The 21,840-nt window shown below is 66.1% G+C and carries 21 protein-coding genes and 1 tRNA gene; 10 read left to right on the top strand and 12 right to left on the bottom strand.

Features of this window, described 5'->3' with window-relative positions; all coding sequences use genetic code 11:
* Window positions 1-190: 190 nt before the first annotated feature.
* The 4 genes from secA (at window position 191) to HWX07_RS13675 (ending at window position 5,704) form a co-directional block, all read left to right on the top strand.
* The gene (gene secA, locus HWX07_RS13690) at window positions 191-2,989 is read left to right on the top strand and encodes a preprotein translocase subunit SecA (RefSeq protein ID WP_011694136.1); all 2,799 of its coding nucleotides are present in this window, start codon (window positions 191-193) and stop codon (window positions 2,987-2,989) included.
* A 144-nt stretch (window positions 2,990-3,133) separates the two neighbouring features.
* Complete coding sequence (argJ, locus tag HWX07_RS13685; protein WP_006496770.1) at window positions 3,134-4,375, top strand: bifunctional glutamate N-acetyltransferase/amino-acid acetyltransferase ArgJ; 1,242 nt, start codon at window positions 3,134-3,136, stop codon at window positions 4,373-4,375.
* 19 nt (window positions 4,376-4,394) lie between these two features.
* Window positions 4,395-5,264: an ATP-binding protein gene (locus HWX07_RS13680; protein ID WP_175808067.1), complete on the top strand. Its 870-nt coding sequence runs from the start codon at window positions 4,395-4,397 to the stop codon at window positions 5,262-5,264.
* Entirely contained in the window at window positions 5,261-5,704 is a 444-nt protein-coding gene (locus tag HWX07_RS13675; RefSeq protein WP_059580864.1) for an NUDIX domain-containing protein, read from the top strand. Before HWX07_RS13680 ends, HWX07_RS13675 begins: the two co-directional genes overlap by 4 nt.
* 60 nt (window positions 5,705-5,764) lie before the next feature.
* Here the strand turns inward: HWX07_RS13675 and HWX07_RS13670 are convergent, their stop codons facing one another.
* The 9 genes from HWX07_RS13670 to HWX07_RS13630 form a co-directional block, all read right to left on the bottom strand.
* Window positions 5,765-5,965 carry a DNA gyrase inhibitor YacG gene (locus HWX07_RS13670; protein ID WP_054927334.1) on the bottom strand — a complete coding sequence of 67 codons (201 nt, stop codon included), beginning with the start codon at window positions 5,963-5,965 and terminating at the stop codon, window positions 5,765-5,767.
* Between the two features lie 28 nt (window positions 5,966-5,993).
* Window positions 5,994-6,749, bottom strand: coding sequence for a cell division protein ZapD (gene zapD, locus HWX07_RS13665; protein WP_175876564.1), 756 nt, complete (start codon window positions 6,747-6,749; stop codon window positions 5,994-5,996).
* A 109-nt stretch (window positions 6,750-6,858) separates the two neighbouring features.
* Complete coding sequence (gene coaE, locus HWX07_RS13660; RefSeq protein ID WP_175876563.1) at window positions 6,859-7,467, bottom strand: dephospho-CoA kinase; 609 nt, start codon at window positions 7,465-7,467, stop codon at window positions 6,859-6,861.
* Between the two features lies 1 nt (window position 7,468).
* Window positions 7,469-8,380, bottom strand: coding sequence for an A24 family peptidase (locus tag HWX07_RS13655; protein ID WP_175876562.1), 912 nt, complete (start codon window positions 8,378-8,380; stop codon window positions 7,469-7,471).
* Window positions 8,381-8,424: 44 nt separating this feature from the next.
* Window positions 8,425-9,636, bottom strand: a complete 1,212-nt coding sequence (locus HWX07_RS13650) for a type II secretion system F family protein (protein WP_175876561.1) — start codon at window positions 9,634-9,636, stop codon at window positions 8,425-8,427.
* Complete coding sequence (locus HWX07_RS13645; protein ID WP_175876560.1) at window positions 9,633-10,907, bottom strand: ATPase, T2SS/T4P/T4SS family; 1,275 nt, start codon at window positions 10,905-10,907, stop codon at window positions 9,633-9,635. The genes HWX07_RS13650 and HWX07_RS13645 overlap by 4 nt, the downstream gene beginning before the upstream one ends.
* A 300-nt stretch (window positions 10,908-11,207) precedes the next feature.
* Complete coding sequence (locus HWX07_RS13640) at window positions 11,208-12,500, bottom strand: HlyC/CorC family transporter (RefSeq protein ID WP_041491943.1); 1,293 nt, start codon at window positions 12,498-12,500, stop codon at window positions 11,208-11,210.
* Window positions 12,501-12,641: 141 nt separating this feature from the next.
* Window positions 12,642-12,718, bottom strand: a tRNA-Pro gene (locus HWX07_RS13635).
* 148 nt (window positions 12,719-12,866) lie between these two features.
* The gene (locus HWX07_RS13630) at window positions 12,867-13,862 is read right to left on the bottom strand and encodes a polyprenyl synthetase family protein (RefSeq protein ID WP_011544516.1); all 996 of its coding nucleotides are present in this window, start codon (window positions 13,860-13,862) and stop codon (window positions 12,867-12,869) included.
* Between the two features lie 210 nt (window positions 13,863-14,072).
* On the opposite strand from HWX07_RS13630, the gene rplU reads away from it, so the two are divergent.
* The 4 genes from rplU (at window position 14,073) to proB (ending at window position 17,178) form a co-directional block, all read left to right on the top strand.
* A complete protein-coding gene (gene rplU / locus HWX07_RS13625; RefSeq protein ID WP_006025184.1) occupies window positions 14,073-14,384 on the top strand; it encodes a 50S ribosomal protein L21 in 312 nt (103 codons plus the stop codon).
* A gap of 24 nt (window positions 14,385-14,408) precedes the next feature.
* Complete coding sequence (rpmA, locus tag HWX07_RS13620; RefSeq protein WP_006476999.1) at window positions 14,409-14,672, top strand: 50S ribosomal protein L27; 264 nt, start codon at window positions 14,409-14,411, stop codon at window positions 14,670-14,672.
* A gap of 185 nt (window positions 14,673-14,857) precedes the next feature.
* Window positions 14,858-15,970 (top strand): Obg family GTPase CgtA, encoded by a 1,113-nt coding sequence (gene obgE / locus HWX07_RS13615; RefSeq protein WP_006476998.1) that lies wholly within the window; start codon window positions 14,858-14,860, stop codon window positions 15,968-15,970.
* 89 nt (window positions 15,971-16,059) lie between these two features.
* A complete protein-coding gene (gene proB / locus HWX07_RS13610; RefSeq protein ID WP_054927339.1) occupies window positions 16,060-17,178 on the top strand; it encodes a glutamate 5-kinase in 1,119 nt (372 codons plus the stop codon).
* Between the two features lie 94 nt (window positions 17,179-17,272).
* Here the strand turns inward: proB and HWX07_RS13605 are convergent, their stop codons facing one another.
* Window positions 17,273-17,881, bottom strand: a complete 609-nt coding sequence (locus HWX07_RS13605) for a CNP1-like family protein (protein WP_054927340.1) — start codon at window positions 17,879-17,881, stop codon at window positions 17,273-17,275.
* A gap of 13 nt (window positions 17,882-17,894) precedes the next feature.
* Window positions 17,895-18,539 (bottom strand): RNA pyrophosphohydrolase, encoded by a 645-nt coding sequence (locus HWX07_RS13600; RefSeq protein WP_006476994.1) that lies wholly within the window; start codon window positions 18,537-18,539, stop codon window positions 17,895-17,897.
* A gap of 228 nt (window positions 18,540-18,767) precedes the next feature.
* On the opposite strand from HWX07_RS13600, the gene HWX07_RS13595 reads away from it, so the two are divergent.
* Both HWX07_RS13595 and HWX07_RS13590 read left to right on the top strand, forming a co-directional pair.
* A complete protein-coding gene (locus tag HWX07_RS13595; RefSeq protein ID WP_175876559.1) occupies window positions 18,768-20,504 on the top strand; it encodes a proline--tRNA ligase in 1,737 nt (578 codons plus the stop codon).
* A gap of 21 nt (window positions 20,505-20,525) precedes the next feature.
* Window positions 20,526-21,128 carry a MarC family protein gene (locus tag HWX07_RS13590; RefSeq protein ID WP_011694138.1) on the top strand — a complete coding sequence of 201 codons (603 nt, stop codon included), beginning with the start codon at window positions 20,526-20,528 and terminating at the stop codon, window positions 21,126-21,128.
* Window positions 21,129-21,212: 84 nt separating this feature from the next.
* On the opposite strand, the gene HWX07_RS13585 is transcribed toward HWX07_RS13590, so the two are convergent.
* On the bottom strand, window positions 21,213-21,764 hold the full coding sequence (locus HWX07_RS13585) for a hypoxanthine-guanine phosphoribosyltransferase (RefSeq protein ID WP_006489240.1): 552 nt from the start codon (window positions 21,762-21,764) through the stop codon (window positions 21,213-21,215).
* Window positions 21,765-21,840: the final 76 nt, after the last annotated feature.

Genomic DNA, 21,840 nt, shown 5'->3' with positions numbered 1-21,840 from the left:
ACGGGCGGCTTTCGGCTCCGCCCGCCCGGCCCCGGCGCGCGATGCCCGTCCGGCCGGGACGCAGGCGCACGCGTTCTCGCGTGCTAAAATTCAACGTTTGAGTCCACTAATTCGCTAAGCCGCCGAGGCTCGGGCGCCGGGGCGCGCAACACGCGCCGGGCGCCGGTGCTGCGACGCAGGATCCGATCCGATGACAACCGGTTTTCTCCAGAAAATTTTTGGCAGCCGCAACCAGCGGCTCGTCAAGCAATACCAAAAGACCGTCGCGACGATCAATGCGCTCGAAACGCAGATCGAGAAGCTGACGGACGACCAGTTGCGCGGCAAGACGGACGAATTCCGCCAGCGGGTCGCGGCCGGCGAGTCGCTCGACAAGCTGCTGCCCGAGGCCTTCGCGGTCTGTCGCGAAGCGAGCCGTCGCGTGCTGAAGATGCGGCACTTCGACGTGCAGATGATCGGCGGCATGGTGCTCCACTACGGCAAGATCGCGGAAATGCGCACCGGCGAGGGCAAGACGCTCGTCGCGACGCTGCCCGTGTACCTGAATGCGCTGGCCGGCCGCGGCGTGCACGTCGTGACCGTCAACGACTACCTCGCGCAGCGCGACGCCGAATGGATGGCGCGCCTCTACAACTTCCTCGGTCTGTCGGTCGGCATCAACCTGTCCGGCATGGAGCACGACCAGAAGCAGCAGGCCTACGCGGCGGACATCACGTACGGCACGAACAACGAATTCGGCTTCGACTACCTGCGCGACAACATGGTCTACGAGACCGACGCGCGCGTGCAGCGGGCCCTGAACTTCGCGGTCGTCGACGAAGTGGACTCGATCCTGATCGACGAAGCGCGTACGCCGCTGATCATTTCGGGCCAGGCTGAGGATCACACCGAGCTGTACGTGCGGATGAACGCACTGCCGCCACTGCTCGAGCGCCAGATCGGCGAAGAGAAGGCCGACGGCACGGGCGTCGAGAAGCCGGGCGACTACACGCTCGACGAGAAGGCGCGCCAGGTGTTCCTGACGGAATCGGGCCACGAGAAGGCCGAGCGTTTGCTCGCCGAATGGGGCCTGATCGGCGAGGGCGAGAGCCTGTACGCGCCGCAGAACATCACGCTGATGCACCACGTGTACGCGGCGCTGCGCGCGCACACGCTGTTCCACAAGGATCAGCACTACGTCGTGCAGAACGGCGAAGTGGTCATCGTCGACGAATTCACGGGCCGCCTGATGGCCGGCCGCCGCTGGTCGGACGGCCTGCACCAGGCGGTCGAGGCGAAGGAGCACGTGAAGATCCAGAGCGAGAACCAGACGCTCGCGTCGATCACGTTCCAGAACTACTTCCGGATGTACGCGAAGCTGGCCGGCATGACCGGTACCGCGGACACCGAAGCGTACGAATTCAACGAGATCTACGGCCTCGAGACGGTCGTGATCCCGACCAACCGCCCGCCGAAGCGGATCGACAAGCAGGACCAGATCTACAAGACGGCCAAGGAACGCTACGACGCGGTGATCCGCGACATCCGCGACTGCTACGAGCGTGGCCAGCCGGTGCTGGTCGGCACGACGTCGATCGAGAACTCCGAACTGCTGTCGCACCTGCTGAAGCAGGCAGGGCTGCCGCACGAAGTGCTGAACGCGAAGCAGCACGAGCGTGAAGCGGCGATCGTCGCGGAAGCCGGCCGCCCGAAGCGCATTACGATCGCGACCAACATGGCCGGCCGCGGTACCGACATCGTGCTCGGCGGCAACGCGGAGAAGCAGGCGGCATTCATCGAGGCCGACGATGCGATCCCGGCCGACGAAAAGGCGCGCCGCATCCAGAAGCTGCACGACGAGTGGGAAACGCTGCACGAGGAGGTGAAGGCTGCGGGCGGCCTGCACATCATCGGTACCGAGCGCCACGAATCGCGCCGGATCGACAACCAGCTGCGCGGCCGTGCAGGCCGCCAGGGCGATCCGGGCTCGTCGCGCTTCTACCTGTCGCTCGACGACCCGCTGCTGCGCATCTTCGCGGGCGACCGCGTGCGCTCGATCATGGATCGCCTGAAGATGCCGGAAGGCGAGGCGATCGAGGCGGGTATCGTCACGCGGTCGATCGAGTCGGCGCAGCGCAAGGTCGAAGCGCGCAACTTCGACATCCGCAAGCAGCTGCTCGAATACGACGACGTGTCGAACGACCAGCGCAAGGTGATCTACCAGCAGCGCAACGAGCTGCTCGAAGCGCATGACATCACCGAGACGATCACCGCGATGCGTCACGGCGTGATCACCGAAGTCGTCCGCCAGTTCGTGCCGGAAGGCAGCATTGAAGAGCAGTGGGACGTGCCCGAGCTCGAGGAAGCGCTGCGCAACGACTGGCAGCTCGATCTCGCGATCCAGGAAATGGTGAACGAGTCGTCGTCAATCACCGCCGAGGAGATCCTCGACGCGGTGATGACGGCCGCCGACGAGCAGTACGAGGCGAAGGTCGCGATGGTCGGCCGCGAATCGTTCAGCGCGTTCGAGCGCTCGGTGATGCTGCAGACGGTCGATCGCCTGTGGCGCGAGCACCTCGCGGCGCTCGACCACCTGCGCCAGGGCATCCACCTGCGCGGCTACGCGCAGAAGAACCCGAAGCAGGAGTACAAGCGCGAGGCGTTCGAGCTGTTCGCCGCGATGCTCGACGCGATCAAGCAGGAAGTCACGCGCATCGTGATGAACGTGCAGATCCAGTCGCCGGAGCAGCTGGAAGAAGCTGCCGAGCAGATCGAGGAGCGCGGCGGTCATCTCGAGAACGTCGAATACCAGCACGCCGACTACGCGGACGCCGGCGCGCCGGTCGCGAACGTCACGGCAGCCGCGGCGGCCACGGCGACGGCCGACATGGTCGGCAGCGCGATGACGCACAGCGGCCCCGGCGGCGAAATGCCGAAGGTCGGCCGCAACGACCCGTGCCCGTGCGGCAGCGGCAAGAAGTACAAGCAATGTCACGGGAAGCTGTCATGATCGGCGGCGGCGCGCGTCACGCGTGCCGCGTCGTTCGCAGCTTCGAGTCAGTGATGTGAGTTGTGGCGGCCCGCGCGTGCGGCCGCCGGTTCTTCCAATCGATGCCGGCGCGTGCCGGCATTTTCCATCCGGCAGGTGTGCCCCATGGCTGTCAATTTTCCGTCGATCGATCCCGCCCAACTGCATCCCGTCGCCGGCGTCACGCTCGGCTGGGCGGAAGCGAACATCCGCAAGCCGAATCGCAAGGACGTGCTGGTCATCTCCGTCGACGAAGGTGCGACGGTCGCGGGCGTGTTCACCGAAAACCGTTTCTGCGCAGCGCCGGTCACCGTCTGCCGCGAGCACCTGGCGAAGGTGCGTGCGGGCGGCGCGGGCATCCGTGCGCTGGTCGTGAATACGGGCAATGCGAACGCGGGCACCGGCGAGCCGGGCCTCGTGAACGCCCGTGAAACGTGTACGGAGCTCGCGCGCCTCGCAGGCATCGAGCCGGCGCAGGTGCTGCCGTTCTCGACCGGCGTGATCCTCGAGCCGCTGCCGATCGACCGCCTGAAGGCCGGCTTGCCGGCCGCGCTCGCGAACCGCAAGGCCGCGAACTGGTTCGACGCCGCGCAGGCGATCATGACGACCGACACGCTGCCGAAGGCGACGTCGCGCCAGGTGACGATCGACGGCCACACGGTCACGCTGACGGGCATCAGCAAGGGCGCGGGCATGATCAAGCCGAACATGGCGACGATGCTCGGCTTCCTCGCGTTCGATGCGAACGTCGCGCAGCCGGTGCTCGACACGCTCGTGAAGGAAGTCGCCGACCGCTCGTTCAACTGCATCACGATCGACGGCGACACGTCGACGAACGACTCGTTCATCCTGATCGCATCGGGCAAGAGCACGCTGCCGGCGATCACGTCGACCGATTCGCCGGCCTATGCGGCGCTGCGCGACGCGGTGACGGAAGTCGCGCAGGTGCTGTCGCAACTGATCGTGCGCGACGGCGAAGGCGCGACGAAATTCATGACGGTGCAGGTCGAAGGCGGCAAGAGCGTCGCCGAATGCCGCCAGATCGCGTACGCGATCGGCCATTCGCCGCTCGTGAAGACGGCCTTCTACGCATCCGACCCCAACCTGGGCCGGATTCTCGCGGCGATCGGCTATGCGGGCGTCGCGGATCTCGACGTCGGCAAGATCGACCTCTATCTGGACGACGTGCTCGTCGCGAAGGCGGGCGGCCGCAACCCGGCCTACCAGGAAGAAGACGGCCAGCGCGTGATGAAGCAGAGCGAGATCACGATCCGCGTGCTGCTCGGTCGTGGCGACGCGCAAGCTACCGTCTGGACGTGCGACCTGTCGCACGATTACGTGAGCATCAACGCGGATTACCGCTCCTGATCGGGAGCGCTCGAACGACATGGACAAGCTTGAACAGTTTCTGACGCGCGCGGAAGCGCTGCTCGGCCGTCTCGAAGGGATGCTGCCGCCAGCACCGGCGGCCATCGACTGGAACGCGGCGCACGCGTTCCGCTGGCGCAAGCGCCAAGGGCGCGGTTACCTGCAGCCGGTACCGGCCGTGTCGTCGATCACGCTCGGCGACTTGCACAACATCGACCGCCAGAAAGCGCTGATCGACCAGAACACGCGGCAGTTCGTACAGTGCAAGCCGGCCAACAACGTGCTGCTGACCGGCGCACGCGGTACCGGCAAGTCGTCGCTGATCAAGGCGTGCCTGAATGCGTACGCGAACGACGGGCTGCGCCTGATCGAAGTCGACAAGGACGACCTGCACGATCTCGGCGACATCGTCGACCTGATCTCGCAGCGTCCGGAGCGGTTCATCGTGTTTTGCGACGACCTGTCGTTCGAGGACGGCGAATCGGGCTACAAGGCGCTGAAGGTCGCGCTCGACGGGTCGATCGCCGCGCAGTCGGACAACGTGCTGATCTACGCGACGTCGAACCGCCGCCACCTGCTGCCCGAGTACATGAGCGACAACGAGTCGTACAAGCATCTGCCGGACGGCGAGATTCACCCCGGCGAAGTGGTCGAGGAGAAAATCTCGCTGTCGGAGCGCTTCGGCCTGTGGGTCAGTTTCTATCCGTTCAAGCAGGACGACTACCTCGACATCGTCGGGCACTGGCTGCGTCATTTCGGCTGCCCGGATGCGGAGATCGAATCCGCACGCGGCGACGCGCTCGTGTGGGCGCTCGAGCGCGGCTCGCGCTCGGGCCGCGTCGCGTGGCAGTTCGCGCGGGACTGGTCGGGCCGCAAGGAGCAGGCATGAGCGCGGATCAGGCACAGGGCGCCGTGCGGGCGCCGGACGGCCGCAAGGTGACGGAAGTCGCGGTTGGTGTGATGGTGCAGCCGGACGGTCGGTATCTGCTCGCGCAACGCCTGCAGGGCAAGCCGTACGAAGGTTACTGGGAGTTTCCGGGCGGCAAGCTGGAGGCCGGCGAAAGCGTCGAGGACGCGCTGGCGCGCGAGCTGCACGAGGAACTCGGCATCGAAGTCACGGCCAGCCACCGCTGGCACACGCTCGAGCACGATTATCCGCACGCGTACGTGCGGCTCTATTTCTGCAAGGTGACGGGCTGGACGGGCGAGCCGCACAGCAAGGAAGGGCAGGCGTTCGTATGGCAGCAACTGCCGGTCGAGGTCGCGCCGCTGCTGCCGGCGGCGCTGCCGGTGCTCGAACTGCTCGAGAAGGAAGCGGCGTCGCAATGACGCCGTGGTAGCCCGCCGGAAACGCGGGCCATATCGGCGGACGGTGGCGTCGCGCGCCGCTCAGCTGTCGCGGTGGTTGTCCGTACCGTCCTCTTCCGACGATGGACCCTCGTCGGAGGCGCCGCCGATCCGATACTTTTCCGCGGCCCATGCGCCAAGATCGAGCTGCTTGCAGCGGGCCGAACAGAAGGGACGGAACTTGTTTTCAGGCGTCCAGCGCACTTCTGCGCCGCACGACGGACATTTCACAACGGTAGTCATACGAAAGCGTTGAACCGGCACGCGGCCGTTACAGATTACACAGGGTCAGATGGAACGGCACGTCGATGTCCACCGCACGCGGCCGCACGTCGCCGTCGTGCATGGTGAACCGTACCCATAGCATGTATTTGTTGGCGCTCGCCTCGGGGATCACGCGCAACTCCGGCGGCACCCGCACCTGCATCAACTGATAGCTGCGCCCGGACAGCATCTGCTGGTAGCTGCCCTGCATCGCCATGACCTTCGACGCCTGACCCGATTCGCGCGCGAGCCGCAGTACGATCGCCGCGGCGTCGCGCAACGGCAGCATCGGCAGGATCCACTTCGCGATGTCCTGGCGCCGCTGCTCGGCGGGCCATTGCTGCCACGCGTAGTACGACGGCAGGTCGAACTTGCACGTGCCGCCCGGAATCACCGCGCGGCTGCGGATGCTGGCGAGCCACTCGTTGTCGACGAGATGCTGGCCGGTCTTGCCCTGCATTTGCGCGAGATTCGCGAGCGTCTGCTCGATTTCGCCGAGCACGGCCTCGAGCGCGTTCTGCTCGATGCCCGGATTGCCGCGAAAGGGGGCGAGCGTCTGGCGTTGACGTTCGAGCTCCTTCATCAGATCCGATTTCAGGTCCGCGCGGCCCGTTACCTCGGCGATCTCGAACAGCGTCGTCAGCGCGACGTGGTGCTCACGCGGGTCCTCCTGAGCCAAAAAGAACGCGAAGCGCTCGAACAGATCTTCGAGACGCAACAGCGTGCGAATTCGCTCGTTGAACGGATACTCGTAAAGAATCAAGCGCGCTCGCCTCTTGGGTAGGGATTGAAACAATGAAGGACATTCTAATGCCCCCTCTCTACCCTAGCAACGCGCCAATTTCGTACACCATCACGATTGCGTGCGAGGCTCAGTGCGCGGCGGCCGCGAATCCGACATAGCGTTGGTGCAGTGCATCGACCTGGGCGGCAAGAGCGTCGGGCGTGACCGCATCATTGACGATCACGTCGTCGGCCGCCGCGAGGCGCGCTTCGCGCGTCGCCTGGCGCGCGATGATCGCTTCGACCTGTTCGCGTGTGAAACCGTTGCGTCGCATCACGCGCGCGATCTGCGTTTCAACCGGGCAGTCGACGACGAGCATGCGATTGCTGCGCGCCTTCCACGTGCCCGACTCGACGAGCAGCGGCACGACGAACATCACGTACGGGCCCCGTGCGTCGCGCGCTTCGCGATCGGTCTCCGCGCGGATCAACGGATGCGTGATCGCTTCGAGGCGCCGGCGCGCGTCGTCGTCGCTGAAGATCAGCGTGCGCATTTTTGCACGATCGAGCGAGCCGTCGGCGGCCACGAAGCCGCGACCGAAGGCCTGCTCGATCGCCGGCATTGCGAGACCGCCTGGTGCGGTGATGCGGTGGGCAATCAGGTCGGTATCGACGAGCGATGCGCCACGGGCGCCGAACAGGTCGGCAACGGTCGTCTTGCCGCTGCCGATGCCGCCCGTGAGTCCTACTGAAAACATGTCAGCCTCCGAGCGCCGCATAGAAAGGGGTGCCGAAAAACAGCGTGGCGACGCCGCCGGCCGCGAGGAACGGGCCGAACGGAATCGGCTCCTCGAAGCGCATGCGGCCGCGCCAGGTCGCGACGAGCCCGACGACCGCGCCGGTCACCGCCGCGAACAGCACGACTTGCGGCAGTGCGGCCCAGCCCATCCATGCGCCGAGCGCGGCAAGCAGCTTCAGATCGCCGAAACCGATGCCCTCGATGCCGCGCAGCCATTTGAACAGCCAGTAGATCGACCACAGGAACAGGTAGCCGGCCATCGCGCCGATCACGGCCGAGCGCAGCGACGTGAAAGTGCCGCCGAGGTTCAGCACGAGCCCGGCCCACAGCAGTGGCAGCGTCATCGAGTCGGGCAGGTAGCCGGTCCGGATGTCGATCGCGCTCATTGCGAGCAGCGCCGCGCACAGCGCGAACGCTGCAAGCGCGGCGACGGTCGGGCCGAACGCCGCGAGCGAGCCGGCCGCGAGCCCTGCGCACGCGAGTTCGACGAGCGGATAGCGGATGCCGATTGCATGGCCGCAGCGCCGGCAGCGCCCGCGCAGCATCAGGTAGCTAAGGAGCGGAATGTTTTCCCAGGCGCGCAACACATGGCCGCAGTGCGGGCAGGCGCTGCGCGGGCGCCACAGATCATAGCGCGGCGGATAACCGTCGTCGGGCGGGGCGCCCGCGGCGCCGGTCGCTTCGGCGATCTCGGCCTGCCACGCGCGCTGCATCATCACGGGCAACCGGTGCACCACCACGTTCAGGAAACTGCCGATGCAAAGGCCGATGACGACCGCGAACGCATACTGCAGCGCGGGCGGCAGCATCGCCAGCGCGAGCAGCGTGCTCTCGGGCGAATCGGAAACGGCGGACAGGGGCGCTGGCGTCATGAGGCTCGAGGTTGGACTAAAAGGCGACAGAATCGGTTGCGATGCTACACCACGTTGCCGAGCTGAAGGATCGGCAGGTACATCGCGATCACGAGGCCGCCGACGAGCGCGCCCAGGACGATCACGATCAACGGTTCGCCCAGTGCCGCGAGCGTATCGAGACGCGCGTCGAGCTGGCGTTCGCACAGTGCGGCGATGTCGGCGAGCATCGTGTCGAGCGCACCGGTTTCCTCGGCGACGGCAATTGGTTGCACGACGTCGTCCGGAAAGCAGCCGGCCGAATGCATCGCATCGGCCAGACGCACGCCGCGCAGCACGCGTGCGGCGATGTGCGCGGTGGCGTGCGCGAACACCGGATGGCCGGCGGTGCGCTCGAGCGTGGCGAACGCATCGGCGAGCGGCACGCCGGCGCCGAGCAGGGTCGCCAGCGACCGGCACCAGCGTGCCGCCGCGAACCGTTCCAGCGCGCTGCCCGCGAGCGGCGCGCGCAGCAAGCGCCGCGCGAGCGCATGGCGTAGCGCGGCCGAGCGCCGAAGCGCGTGCTGCGCGGCCAGCCCCATCGTGGCCGCACCGGCCAGGAGCACGCCGCCCCATGCCGACAGCGCGGAGGACAGTGCGAGCAGTGCGCGGGTCGGCGCGGGCAGGGCGGCGCCGAAGCCGTCGAAGATCTGCCGGAAGGTCGGCACGACCCACACCATCAATGCCGCCGAGATTGCGAGCGCGAACAGGATGACGGCGGCCGGATACGCGAGTGCGGCACGCAGCTTGCGCCATTGCGCGTCGGCGCGTTCGCGGTGTTCCGCGACCCGCGTCAGCACGATGCCGAGCGAACCGGACGCCTCGCCGACCTCGATCAACTGGCGATACAGCGTGCCGAATTGCGATGGATAGCGTGCGAGCGCGTCGGCGAAGCGCCGGCCGCCGACGATCTCGCGGGCAAGCCCCGCGGCGATGCGCGGCACGCCGTCGCGCGTGCGGGTGTGCGCGAGCATCTCGAGCGACGGCGCGAGCGGCAGGCCGGCCTGCAGCAGGCTCGCGAGCTGGCGCGTGAAGCGTGTGATGTCGCGCGCGGCCGCCGCGGGCGGACGGGCCGGCCCGCGGACGTCGAGCGACAGTACCGCGATGCCGTCGCGCGCGAGCGTGGCGCGCGCGGCTGCGGCGTCGAAGGCGATGACGATCCCGCGGCGCGGTGAGCCGTCGCGACGGCGGCCGCGCCATGCAAAGCGGGTTTCGCGCGGTGGCGTGCGCATGCTCATGCCGCAGGTGTGGCGGCGACGGCTTCCGCGATGCTCGTCGTGCCGTCCAGGACGCGCGCGAATGCCGCGTCGCGCAGCGTGCGCACGCCCTCGGCCGCCACGCATTGCGCGAGCTCGCCGACGCTCGCCCGCGCGACGATGCGCTCGGCCAGCCCCGGCGATACCGGCATCGTCTGATGCAGGCCGATGCGGCCGCGATAGCCGATGCCGTGACAGGCGGAACAGCCGCGCGCGACGAACGGCCGCCATCCGGCTGCCAGCGCTGCCGGGTCGCAGCCGGCTTCCCGCAGCGCGTGCGCCGATGCGTCCGAATGCACGCGGCACGCGACGCACAGGCGCCGGACGAGGCGCTGCGCAGTGACGAGGTGCAGTGCGGCCGCGAGGTTGTATGGCGCGACGCCGATGTCGAGCAGTCGCGCGACGGCGGCCGGCGCGTCGTTCGTGTGCAGCGTCGACAGCACGAGATGACCGGTCTGCGCGGCCTTGATCGCGACGTCGGCCGTCTCCGCATCGCGAATCTCGCCGACCATGATGACGTCCGGGTCCTGCCGCAGCAGCGCGCGCAGCGCCGTCGCGAACGTGAGCCCCGCCTTGTCGGCAACGCCCACCTGGTTGATCCCGTCGAGCTGGATTTCGGCGGGATCTTCCACCGTGCACACGTTGTGCGCGTCGCGATCGAGCATCTGCAGCGCGCAGTAGAGCGACAGCGTCTTGCCGCTGCCGGTCGGGCCCGTGACGAGCACGAGGCCATGCGGCGCACGGATCGCGGCCTCCATCGCGGCGGCCTGCCGCGCGTCGAAGCCGAGGTTGGCAAGCGTGAGATCGGGCGGCAGCGTTTCGAGCCGCCGCAGCACGAGCTTTTCGCCGAACAGCGTGGGCAGCGAACTGACGCGGTAGTCGCCGCGCGTGCCTCCGTCGATCGCAATGCGCAGCCGGCCGTCCTGCGGAAGCCGCCGCTCGGCGATGTCCATGCGCGAGAGCACCTTGATCCGCGTGACGAGCGCATCGCGCAGGTGCAGCGGCGGTCGCGCATGTTCATGCAGCACGCCGTCGATGCGCAGACGGATGCGCCAGCCCGCCTCGAACGGCTCGACGTGGATGTCCGACGCGTCGCGCACCCGCGCCGCATGCAGCGTGTCCGTCAGCAGGCGTACGGCGGGGGCATCGTCGAGCTGCGCCGCATCGAGGGCATGGGGTGCGGCGGCTGGCGCGTCGGAATGCGCGGGCGGCGACTGCGTGTGCAGCGGCGCCCCGGGGGAAGGGAAATGCATGTGAGCCGGCACGCGGGCCGCCTGTTGACCGTGATGCGCAAATGATCGCGCGTCGCGGGCGGCGCCGGCAGTCGGCCGTTCGGTTAGGGCCTGTTCACGCCAATAACGGGCTTGCGCTGGCCCCACGATGAATTTTTTCAAACAGGGGACGTGCCTTTCCGCCCGCATGGCGGCGTCGTGCGTCGCTTGTTTGGCACGGCCAAACGGCGCGCCTTACTTCTTGCACGCGCCCAAAGGAAGTCCCCTTGGGGGACGGGCGGAAAGGCACGTTCGCAAGACCGTTATTGGCGTGAACAGGCCCTAGCGTGAGGCGGCGCGTCCTGTGCGCGCGCCGCGCGGCTTGAAGAGCTTGACGGTGCGTACTGCCTGATCGTCGCTGCGCATCACTTCGAGCATCACGTCGTCGATTTTCAGGCACACGTCGTCTTCCGGAATTTCCTCGAGGATCTCGAGAACCAGTCCGTTCAGCGTCTTCGGCCCATCGGTCGGCAGTTTCAGGTGCAACCAGCGGTTCAGCTCGCGCAGCGGCATGCTGGCCGAGACGATGCATTCGCCGTTCTCGTCCCAGCCGCCCGCACGTTCGCTGCGCGGCATCGACGTCGTGAATTCGCCGATCAGCTCCTCGATGATGTCCTCGGGCGTGACGAGCCCTTCGAGTTCGCCGTACTCGTTGACGACGAGCGCGGTGCGCTGCCGCGTTTCCTGGAAGAACTGGAGCTGCTGGACCACCGGCGTGCCGGACGGCACGTAGTACGGCTCGGCGAGCAGCGTGCGCAGCGTCTCGCGGTCGAAATCCTGGTTGTGCAGCGCGGTGAGCGTCTTGCGCACGTGCAGCACCCCGAGCACCTTGTCGATGTCGCCTTCGTAGACGACCAGACGGTTGTGGTAGCAGGTTTCGAGCTGATGCAGGATGTCGTCGAGCGGCGCATAGAAGTTGAGCGACTCGATCTGGCGGCGCGGCACCATCACGTCGTCGACCGTGATGTTCTCGAGGTCGAACAGGTTGAGCAGGATGCTGCGGTGCTTGGTCGGCATGAAACTGCTCGATTCGAGCACGATGGCCCGCAACTCGTCGGCCGACATCCGCTGGTCGCGGCCTTTCTTCGTGTTGATGCGCAGTACCCACAGCACGCCGTTCGCGAGCGCGTTGACGAACCAGACGACCGGCTTGAACACGCGCATCAGCGGGGCGATCACGAGGCTCGCCGGCAGCGCGATGCGTTCGGGGAACGTCGCGCCGACGATCTTCGGCGCGATTTCCGCGAACACGATGATCAGGAACGCGACGACGCCGGTCGCGATCGACAGCGCGAGGTTGTTACGGCCGAACGTATGGAGCGCGAGCGACGTCGTGAGGACCGGAATGATCGTGTTGAACAGGTTGTTGCCGATCAGGATCACGCTGAGCAGCAAGTCGGTGCGCGTGAGCAGTCCCTGCGTGGTTTTCGCGCCGAGTGCGCCCTGACCGGCGAGGTGCTTCAGCCGATGGCGATTGAGCGCCATCATCGCGGTCTCGGAAATGGAAAAGAAGCTGGAACAGAGGAGAAGCAGGAAGACGGCGCCGATTTGCGCCCATAAGGGAATTTGGTCCACGCGTTGGAAAGGGCAGTGAAGGACAGGGATGGGGGAAATATAGCAGAGGCCGGCGACCGCGATGTGTCGCGCGCGACACGAGGGGCTCGCGGCGGCCGGACGAAAAAAAACCGTGCACACGGTGCACGGTTTTTTTAAATCTGGTCGGGGTGAGAGGATTCGAACCTCCGGCCTCTACGTCCCGAACGTAGCGCTCTACCAGGCTAAGCTACACCCCGATTTTTGCTCTTCGGACTTCGCCGTCTTCGTGAAGATTTCTGCGTCGTCTCAAGCAAGAACGTAACTATAACGATGTTTTTTCTAAAAGGGAATACTTTGCCGAAGAAAATTTTCGAGACAGAGCATTGCTTCCTGTTCGCGGCGTGTTCATGACTGCCGCGACGTCGAGTACGAGCACAACCCGAGCAGGCTTTCCTTGTAGATCGAGTCGGGGAACGCGGCAATCGCCGCTGCCGCCGCCTGCGCTTCCTGACGTGCGCATTCGAGCGTGTGATCGAGCGCACCCGAGCGCGTGATCGCTTCGAAAATCGTGTCGAAGCGATCGGTGCCGCCCTGTTCGATCGCCTCGCGTGCGAGCGCCGACTGTTCGGGGGTGCCGCGTTCGATCAGATAGATGAGCGGCAGCGTCGGCTTGCCTTCGCGCAGGTCGTCGCCGGCATTCTTGCCCATCGCCTCGGCGGTGCCGGCATAGTCGAGCCAGTCGTCCATGATCTGGAATGCGGTGCCGATCCGGCGGCCGTATTCGGCGGCGGCGGCCTCGGTGGGCGCATCGGCGCCCGCGAGCACCGCGCCCAAGCGCGCCGATGCCTCGAACAGCTTCGCCGTCTTGTAGCGGATCACCTGCATGTAGCGCGTTTCGTCGACGTCCGCGTCGTGCATGTTGAGGAGTTGGAGCACCTCGCCTTCGGAAATGATCGTCGTCGCTTCGGACAGGATCTCCATCACGCGCATCTTGCCGACGCCGACCATCATCTCGAACGAGCGCGAGTAGAGGTAATCGCCTACCAGCACGCTCGCCGCGTTGCCGAACAGCGCATTGGCGGTCTGGCGGCCGCGGCGCAGTTCGGATTCGTCGACGACGTCGTCATGCAGCAGCGTGGCCGTGTGGATGAACTCGACGACGGCGGCCAGCACGTGCCGCTGGTGCGACGTTTCGCCGAGCGCGCCGGCGACGAGCAGCAGCAACGCCGGACGCAGCCGCTTGCCGCCCGCGCCGATGATGTACTCGGCGATCTGGTTGATCAGCAGCACGTCGGACGCGAGGCTTTGCCGGATAACGCGATTCACCTGCTCCATGTCGCTGGTGATCGGGGCGAGCAGGTGGGCGGCGCTGAGGGTGGGGGAGGCGGTGGACGACGACATGATGATGGAATTGGGTGATGCGGCGGATTATAAGTCGAATCCGCGATATGCCGGTCTGTCAGCCGTGCCGGCAGCGCGATTTTGGCCGTCCGGCAGAGGCCCGCGCGCGGTTATCGTCGATCGGTTTTGACTTCGGTGCTAACCCCATGTATAATCACGTGTTTTCCGCGCGTGGTGTGCGGAAAAATTGGATCCAGAGTGAGGTTCTCAATGTACGCGGTCATAAAAACCGGCGGCAAGCAGTACAAGGTTGCCGTTGGCGAAAAACTCAAAGTAGAACAGATACCGGCTGACATTGACGCTGAAATCACGCTCGACCAGGTTCTCGCAGTGGGCGAAGGCGAATCGATTAAGTTCGGTACGCCGCTGGTCAGTGGGGCTTCCGTCAAGGCCACCGTTGTGTCGCACGGTCGTCATGCCAAGGTCACCATCTTCAAGATGCGTCGCCGGAAGCACTACCAAAAGCACGGCGGCCACCGCCAGAACTACACTGAGCTGCGCATCGACGCGATCAACGCGTAAGCGCCTCGGTAAAGGAGCAATCAGATGGCACACAAAAAGGCAGGCGGCTCTTCCCGGAACGGCCGCGACTCCGAGTCGAAGCGTCTCGGCGTGAAGGTGTACGGCGGCCAGGCAATCAATGCCGGCGGCATCATCGTGCGTCAGCGCGGTACGCGTATGCACGCAGGCGAGAACGTCGGCATGGGCAAGGATCACACCCTGTTCGCGCTGGTCGACGGTCACGTCAAGTTCGCGACGAAGGGCGCGGACAAGAAGCATCTGGTCATCGTCGTCCCGGCGGCTGCCTAAGTCAGGCACCCACGGGCTTCGTAGCCGAAAGGCCCCGCAGTCTTCGCGGGGCCTTTTTTATTGGTCGCCGCCCGCAAGTGCGGGCCGGCGACCCTCGCGCAACCGGCGTACGATCGGCCGAACGGCAGATTGTTCAAGCGTGCCGGCGCGCGGCACAATAGCGGAAATACTGGGCGGAGTGACGAATGAAGTTCATTGACGAAGCACGAATCGAAGTCATCGCCGGCGACGGAGGCGATGGCAGCGCGTCGATGCGCCGCGAGAAATTCGTCCCGTTCGGCGGGCCGGACGGTGGCGACGGCGGCCGGGGCGGTAGCGTTTACGCGATTGCCGACCGCAACATCAACACGCTGATCGACTACCGTTACGCGAAGAAGCACCTCGCGCGCAACGGCGAAAACGGCCGTGGCTCGGATTGCTACGGCAAGGGCGGCGACGATGTCACGCTGCGCATGCCGGTCGGCACGATCATCAGCGACATGGATACGGGCGAGCTGATCGCCGACCTGACCGAGCACGACCAGCAGGTCATGCTCGCGCAGGGCGGCGCCGGCGGTCTCGGCAACCTGCATTTCAAGTCGAGCACGAACCGCGCGCCGCGCCAGAAGACGGACGGGAAGCCGGGCGAGCGGCGCATGCTGAAGCTCGAGCTGAAGGTGCTCGCCGACGTCGGCCTGCTCGGCATGCCGAACGCGGGCAAGTCGACCTTCATCTCGTCGGTGTCGAACGCGAAGCCGAAGATCGCCGACTACCCGTTCACGACGCTCGCGCCGAATCTCGGCGTCGTGCGGGTCGGCCCGAGCAAGAGCTTCGTGATCGCCGATATCCCGGGGCTGATCGAAGGGGCGGCCGAAGGCGCGGGCCTCGGGCATCAATTCCTGCGTCACCTGCAGCGCACCGGCGTGCTGCTGCATCTGGTCGATCTCGCGCCGTTCGACGAAAGCGTCGATCCGGTCGCGGAAGCGACGGCGATCGTCGGCGAGCTGCGCAAGTACGACGAGGCGCTCTACGAGAAGCCGCGCTGGCTGGTGCTCAACAAGCTGGACATGGTGCCGGAAGACGAGCGCGAGGCGCGCGTCGCGGATTTCCTCGACCGCTTCGGCTGGGACGGCCCCGTGTTCGAGATCTCGGCACTGACGGGCCAGGGCTGCGAAGCGCTGTGCTATGCGATCTACGACTACCTCTCCGAACATTCGGACGCGCATCGCGCGGCGGAGGCGGAGGATCTCGCGGCCGACGTGCGTTTCCGCGATGCGCCGCCGGCGAAGGGCGGTGCGACGCCGGGCGACGACGCCTGAACGTTTGCTAACGCGCCGGGCGTGCCGCCCGGCGTTGGCGTTCAATCGCGCCCGGCCGGGCAGGCATCAGATACAGGAGACAGTGCAGGATGCGTTCGATCATCGCGGATTCGAAGCGATTGGTGGTGAAAGTGGGCTCGAGCCTCGTGACCAACGACGGCAAGGGGCTCGATCATGCTGCAATCGGCCGCTGGGCAGCCCAGATCGCTGCGCTGCGTGCGCAGGGCAAGGAAGTCGTGCTCGTCAGTTCGGGGGCGATTGCCGAAGGCATGCAGCGGCTCGGCTGGAGCAAGCGGCCGCGGGAAATCGACGAGCTGCAAGCCGCCGCCGCGGTCGGGCAGATGGGGCTCGCGCAAGTCTACGAGAGCCGCTTCACCGAGCACGGCATCCGCACCGCGCAGATCCTGCTCACGCACGCCGATCTGGCGGATCGCGAGCGCTACCTGAACGCGCGTTCGACGCTGCTCACGCTGCTGCGGCTCGGCGTCGTACCGATCATCAACGAGAACGACACGGTCGTCACCGACGAAATCAAGTTCGGCGACAACGACACGCTCGGGGCGCTCGTCGCGAACCTGATCGAAGGCGATGCGCTGATCATCCTCACCGACCAGTCGGGGCTGTTCACGGCCGATCCGCGCAAGGACCCGAATGCGACGCTCGTCGGCGAGGCCAATGCGGGCGCGCCGGAGCTCGAGGCGATGGCGGGCGGGGCTGGTTCGAGTCTCGGCCGCGGCGGGATGCTGACGAAGATCCTCGCGGCGAAGCGCGCGGCACACAGCGGCGCGAACACCGTGATCGCGAGCGGCCGGGAGGCCGACGTGCTCGTCCGGCTGGCGGCCGGCGAGGCGATCGGCACGCAACTGATCGCACGTACCGCGCGGATGGCGGCACGCAAGCAATGGATGGCCGACCATCTGCAGGTGCGCGGCCACGTCGTGATCGATGCGGGCGCGGTCGAGAAGCTGACGGCCGGCGGCAAGAGCCTGCTGCCGATCGGCGTGATCGACGTGCAGGGCGCGTTCGCGCGCGGCGAAGTGATCGCGTGCGTCGGCCCGGACGGGCGCGAGGTGGCGCGCGGGCTCACGAACTACAGCAGCGCGGAAACGAAGCTGATTCACCGCAAGCCGAGCGGCGAGATCGAGGCCGTGCTTGGCTACATGCTGGAGCCCGAACTGATTCATCGCGACAACCTCGTGCTGGTGTAATCGCCGGCCGGGTTTCGTCGTTCAAATGAAAAAGCCCGCGCGATGCGGGCTTTTTTGTGCGGCGGACGATGCGGGCGGCCCGCATCGCGTGCCGTCAGCGCAACTGCGTCATCGCGGTGCGGTGGAACCGGATGTTTTCGAGAATCTGCCGGGTCGAGCCCTGCGGCATCTTGTTCGAGCAGAAGTAGTCCTGGTAGAGCGCGGAGTGGTAGGCGTTGAGCTCGCCGTTCTCGATGCGCCGCCAGTCGTTTTCCACCGTGCGATCCCAGCCGTTGTGGTCGGCGTTCAGGCCGGCGTACTGGCGCCATTCGTAGGTGTCGCAGCGGATGCCTTCGTAGTTCACGTTGCGTGCACCGGCCGGGCTCGTGATGACGACTGCGTAGCGCACGACGCCGTCGGTGCCGACCTCGAGCGACTTCGCATCGACGAAGAACTTGAGCGGCGTGTTCTGCGACACGTTGAACGGCAGCAGATCGCCCGTTTGCGGCAGCGGCGGCAGCGTGTCGACGGCGTTTTCCTTCCAGGTTCCCTGACGGTCGAGCAGGTACACGAACTCGCTGTCGTCCTTGTTGGACGGCGCTTTCGAGTTCGCGCAGCCGGCCAGGGCGGCCATCGCGGCGATCGATGCGAGCGCGAGAGCAATCGCTTTCAATATGCATTCCTCGTAAAAAAAGGGCGCGACACCAAGGTCGCGCCCGGTCATGCAGTCCGACTCGTCATTTGCCGACGATCACGTGGGGCGGCATCTCGTCGAGCGTGCTCGCTTCCACTTCGATCTCCGAACAGACTACCGATGTGTCGACAATCGTCAGCGTCTGGGCCTGTGCGCCAATGACGCGCGGATAGCGCGACACACGCGGCCCGCGCGGCTTCTCGGCTCGCTGCGCCGGGCGGCGCAGGAAGCGCGACAGTTCCGTCAGCGCCAACTGATAGACATCCCGCTTGAACTCGATCACCGCATCGAGCGGCACCCAGTACTCGTTCCAGCGCCACGCATCGAACTCCGGGTGGTCGGTCGCGCGCAAGCAAATGTCGCAATCGCGTCCGACCATCCGCAGCAGGAACCAGATCTGCTTCTGGCCGCGGTAATGACCGCGTACTTCGCGTTTGATGAACTTGTCAGGCACCTCGTAACGCAACCAGTCGCGAGTGCGGCCGATTATCTTGACGTGTTCCGGATGCAGGCCCGTTTCCTCGTGCAGTTCCCGGTACATCGCCTGCATGGGGGTCTCGCCGTACTTGATCCCACCTTGAGGAAACTGCCAGGAATGCTCGCGGAGCCGCTTGCCCCAAAACACCTCGTTGCGCGCGTTCAAGAGGATGATGCCGACGTTCGGGCGAAAGCCTTCACGATCCAGCATACAACCACCTTCGAATCCTTTAAAATTGCTTTGATTATAAACAGATAACGGGCGCTGCGCACCGTGACGGAGCGAATCCGCGCGGGGTACACCGGCTGAATTGTCCCTGATTAGTCTGCTACGTCGTCTGCGCCATCGTCGTCCCTCGTTGTTCGCCGCGCGCAGCTTTTTCACCTTGAAACTTTTTCGGGCGCCCCGCCTGGGGGCGCCGTTTTTGGAACCGTCCGCATGAAAGCTTCCCGTTTCTTTATCGGCACCCTGAAAGAGGCACCCGCCGACGCAGAGATCGTCAGCCACAAGCTGATGGTCCGCGCCGGCATGATCCGTCGCGTCGCCGGCGGCATCTACAACTACCTGCCGGTCGGCCTGCGTTCGATTCGCAAGGTCGAGGCGATCGTGCGCGAGGAAATGAACCGGGCGGGCGCCATCGAGCTGCTGATGCCGGCCGTGCAGCCGGCCGAGCTGTGGCAGGAGTCGGGCCGCTGGGAGCAGTACGGCCCCGAGCTGCTGCGCTTCAAGGACCGCAAGGACAACGATTTCGTGATCGGGCCGACGCACGAGGAAGTCGTCACCGACATCGCGCGCAACCAGATCAAGAGCTACCGGCAGATGCCGGTGAATTTCTACCAGATCCAGACGAAGTTCCGCGACGAGATCCGCCCGCGCTTCGGCGTGATGCGCGGCCGCGAATTCATCATGAAGGACGCGTATTCGTTCGACAAGGATGCGGCTGGCCTGAACGAGTCGTATCGCAAGATGTACGACGCGTACGTGCGCATCTTCACGCGCCTCGGCCTCGAGTTTCGCGCGGTGGCGGCCGACAGCGGCTCGATCGGCGGCAACTTCTCGCACGAATTCCACGTGATCGCCGATACCGGCGAGGACGCGATCGCCTATTGCCCGACGTCCGAATTCGCGGCGAACGTCGAGGCCGCCGAAGCGCTGCCGCTGATTGCCGAGCGCGCGGCGCCCGCCGAAGCGATGCAAAAGGTCGCGACGCCCGGCAAGGCGAAGTGCGAGGCCGTCGCCGAACTGCTGTCGATCCCGCTCGAGCGCACGATCAAGTCGATCGTGCTCGCGACCGACAACGAAGGCGCCGAGCCGACCATCTGGCTCGTGATGCTGCGCGGCGATCACGACCTGAACGAGATCAAGGTGTCGAAGCTGCCGGGCCTGAAGAACCACCGCTTCGCGACCGAGCAGGAAATCGTCGAATGGTTCGGCACGCCGCCGGGCTACCTCGGCCCGGTTGGCACGAAGAAGCCCGTGAAGGTGATCGCGGACCGCACGGTCGCGAACATGAGCGACTTCGTCGTCGGCGCGAACGAGGTCGACTATCACATCGCGGGCGTGAACTGGGGCCGCGACCTGCCGGAGCCGGACGTCGCCGACGTGCGCAACGTGAAGAAGGGCGACCCGTCGCCGGACGGCAAGGGCGCGATCGACATCTGCCGCGGCATCGAAGTCGGCCACGTGTTCCAGCTGGGCACCAAGTACTCGGAAGCGATGGGCGCGACGTTCCTCGACGAGTCGGGCAAGCCGCAGCCGATGCTGATGGGTTGCTACGGCGTCGGCATCACGCGCATTCTCGGCGCGGCGATCGAACAGAACTTCGACGACAAGGGGATCATCTGGCCCGAGTCGATCGCACCGTTCGAGGTCGTGCTGTGCCCGATGGGCTACGACCGCAGCGACATGGTGCGCGAGACGGCCGACAAGCTGTACGCGGAACTCGTCGCGGCCGGTATCGACGTGATCCTCGACGATCGCGGCGAGCGCCCGGGCGTGATGTTCGCCGACTGGGAGCTGATCGGCGTGCCGCATCGTCTGGTGATCGGCGAGCGTGGCCTGAAGGAAGGCAAGATCGAGTACCAGGGCCGACGCGACGCCGAAGCGACGCTGCTGCCGGCCGACACGGCCGCGGCGACGGTCGCCGAGAAGATCCGCGCCGCGCTCGCGCACTAAGCGCGGCGACCGGGCGACACGATGGAATACACGTTCCTGTCGGCCACCGTGCTCCTCGTGCTGATCACGGATCCGCTCGGCAACATCCCGCTGTTCATTTCGGCGATGCGGGATGTGCCGCGCGAGCGGCGCGTGAAGCTGATCCTGCGCGAAGTGGGGATCGCGTTCGTGATCCTGCTGTTCTTCATGCTGGTCGGCGACCGCTTCCTGCGGATGATGAGCCTCACCGACCTGTCGCTGCGGCTCGGCGGCGGGATCGTGCTGTTCCTGATCGCGCTGCGGATGATCTTCCCGCATCCGGACGGCGCGCTCGGCAGCGATCCCCGTGCGGGCGGCGAGCCGTTCATCGTGCCGCTCGCGATCCCGGCGCTGGCCGGGCCGTCCGCGCTCGCGACGGTGATGCTGATGACGTCGCAGGCGCCCGGCAAGATGCTCGAGTGGGTCGGGGCGCTGACGGTCACGATGATCGTCTGCGCGATCACGCTGGTGCTGGCCGAGCGGATTCAGCAGTGGCTCGGCGAGCGGACGGTCGCGGCGTTCGAGCGGCTGATGGGGCTCGTGCTGGTCGCGATCTCGGTCGAGATGCTGCTGGCCGGCATCCGCGCGTTCGTGCACCAGTTATAAAGCAGGCGGCACGCGCACGAAAAAAAGCGGCGCTCCGGGCAACCGGAACGCCGCTTTCCATTTATATAGCAGGCCGGGCGGCGATCAGACGTTCGCGGTCAGCGCGCGGATCGTCGGCAGGTTGCGCCAGTAGCCCTTCGCATCCATCCCGCAGCCGAACACGTAGCGGTCCGGCACCGAGAAGCCGCAGAAGTCGGGGTGCAGCGGTTTCGCCTTCGCGAGCGTCTTCTCGCAGAGCACGGCCGACATGAAGCGCTGCGCGCCCATGTCGAGGATGCGGTCGCGGATCGCGGCCATCGTCTCGCCTTCGTCGAGGATGTCGTCGAGTACGAGCACGATGCGGTCCTTCACCGATTCGCGCGGCGCGACGCGCCAGTGCATCTCCGGGCTGCCCTGCGTCGTGTTGCGGTAGCGGGTCAGGTGGATGTAGTCGAATTCGAGCGGGAAATCGAGATGCGGCAGCAGCATCCCGGTAAACACCGCGGCGCCGCCCATCACCGAGAGAACGAGCGGGAACGCGTCGCCGATCTCGGCGCGGATCGCGTCGGCCATCTTCGAGATCGACGCGTTGACGGCGTCGGCCGAGACGATCTCTTCGGAGTGGTCGAAAATGTGGAGGGCTTCTTCGCGGTTCATGTGTTCTGGCGGGCAGTCGGTATACAAATAAGAATGAAGCAGAACGGCCGGCGCGCGCTACGGCAAAAACCCGCGC

This window comes from Burkholderia sp. BCC0097 (assembly GCF_902832985.1).
GTDB lineage: Bacteria > Pseudomonadota > Gammaproteobacteria > Burkholderiales > Burkholderiaceae > Burkholderia > Burkholderia orbicola.
Note: the sequence above shows the minus strand (reverse complement) of the source record. Positions and strands in the feature narration are given on the sequence as shown.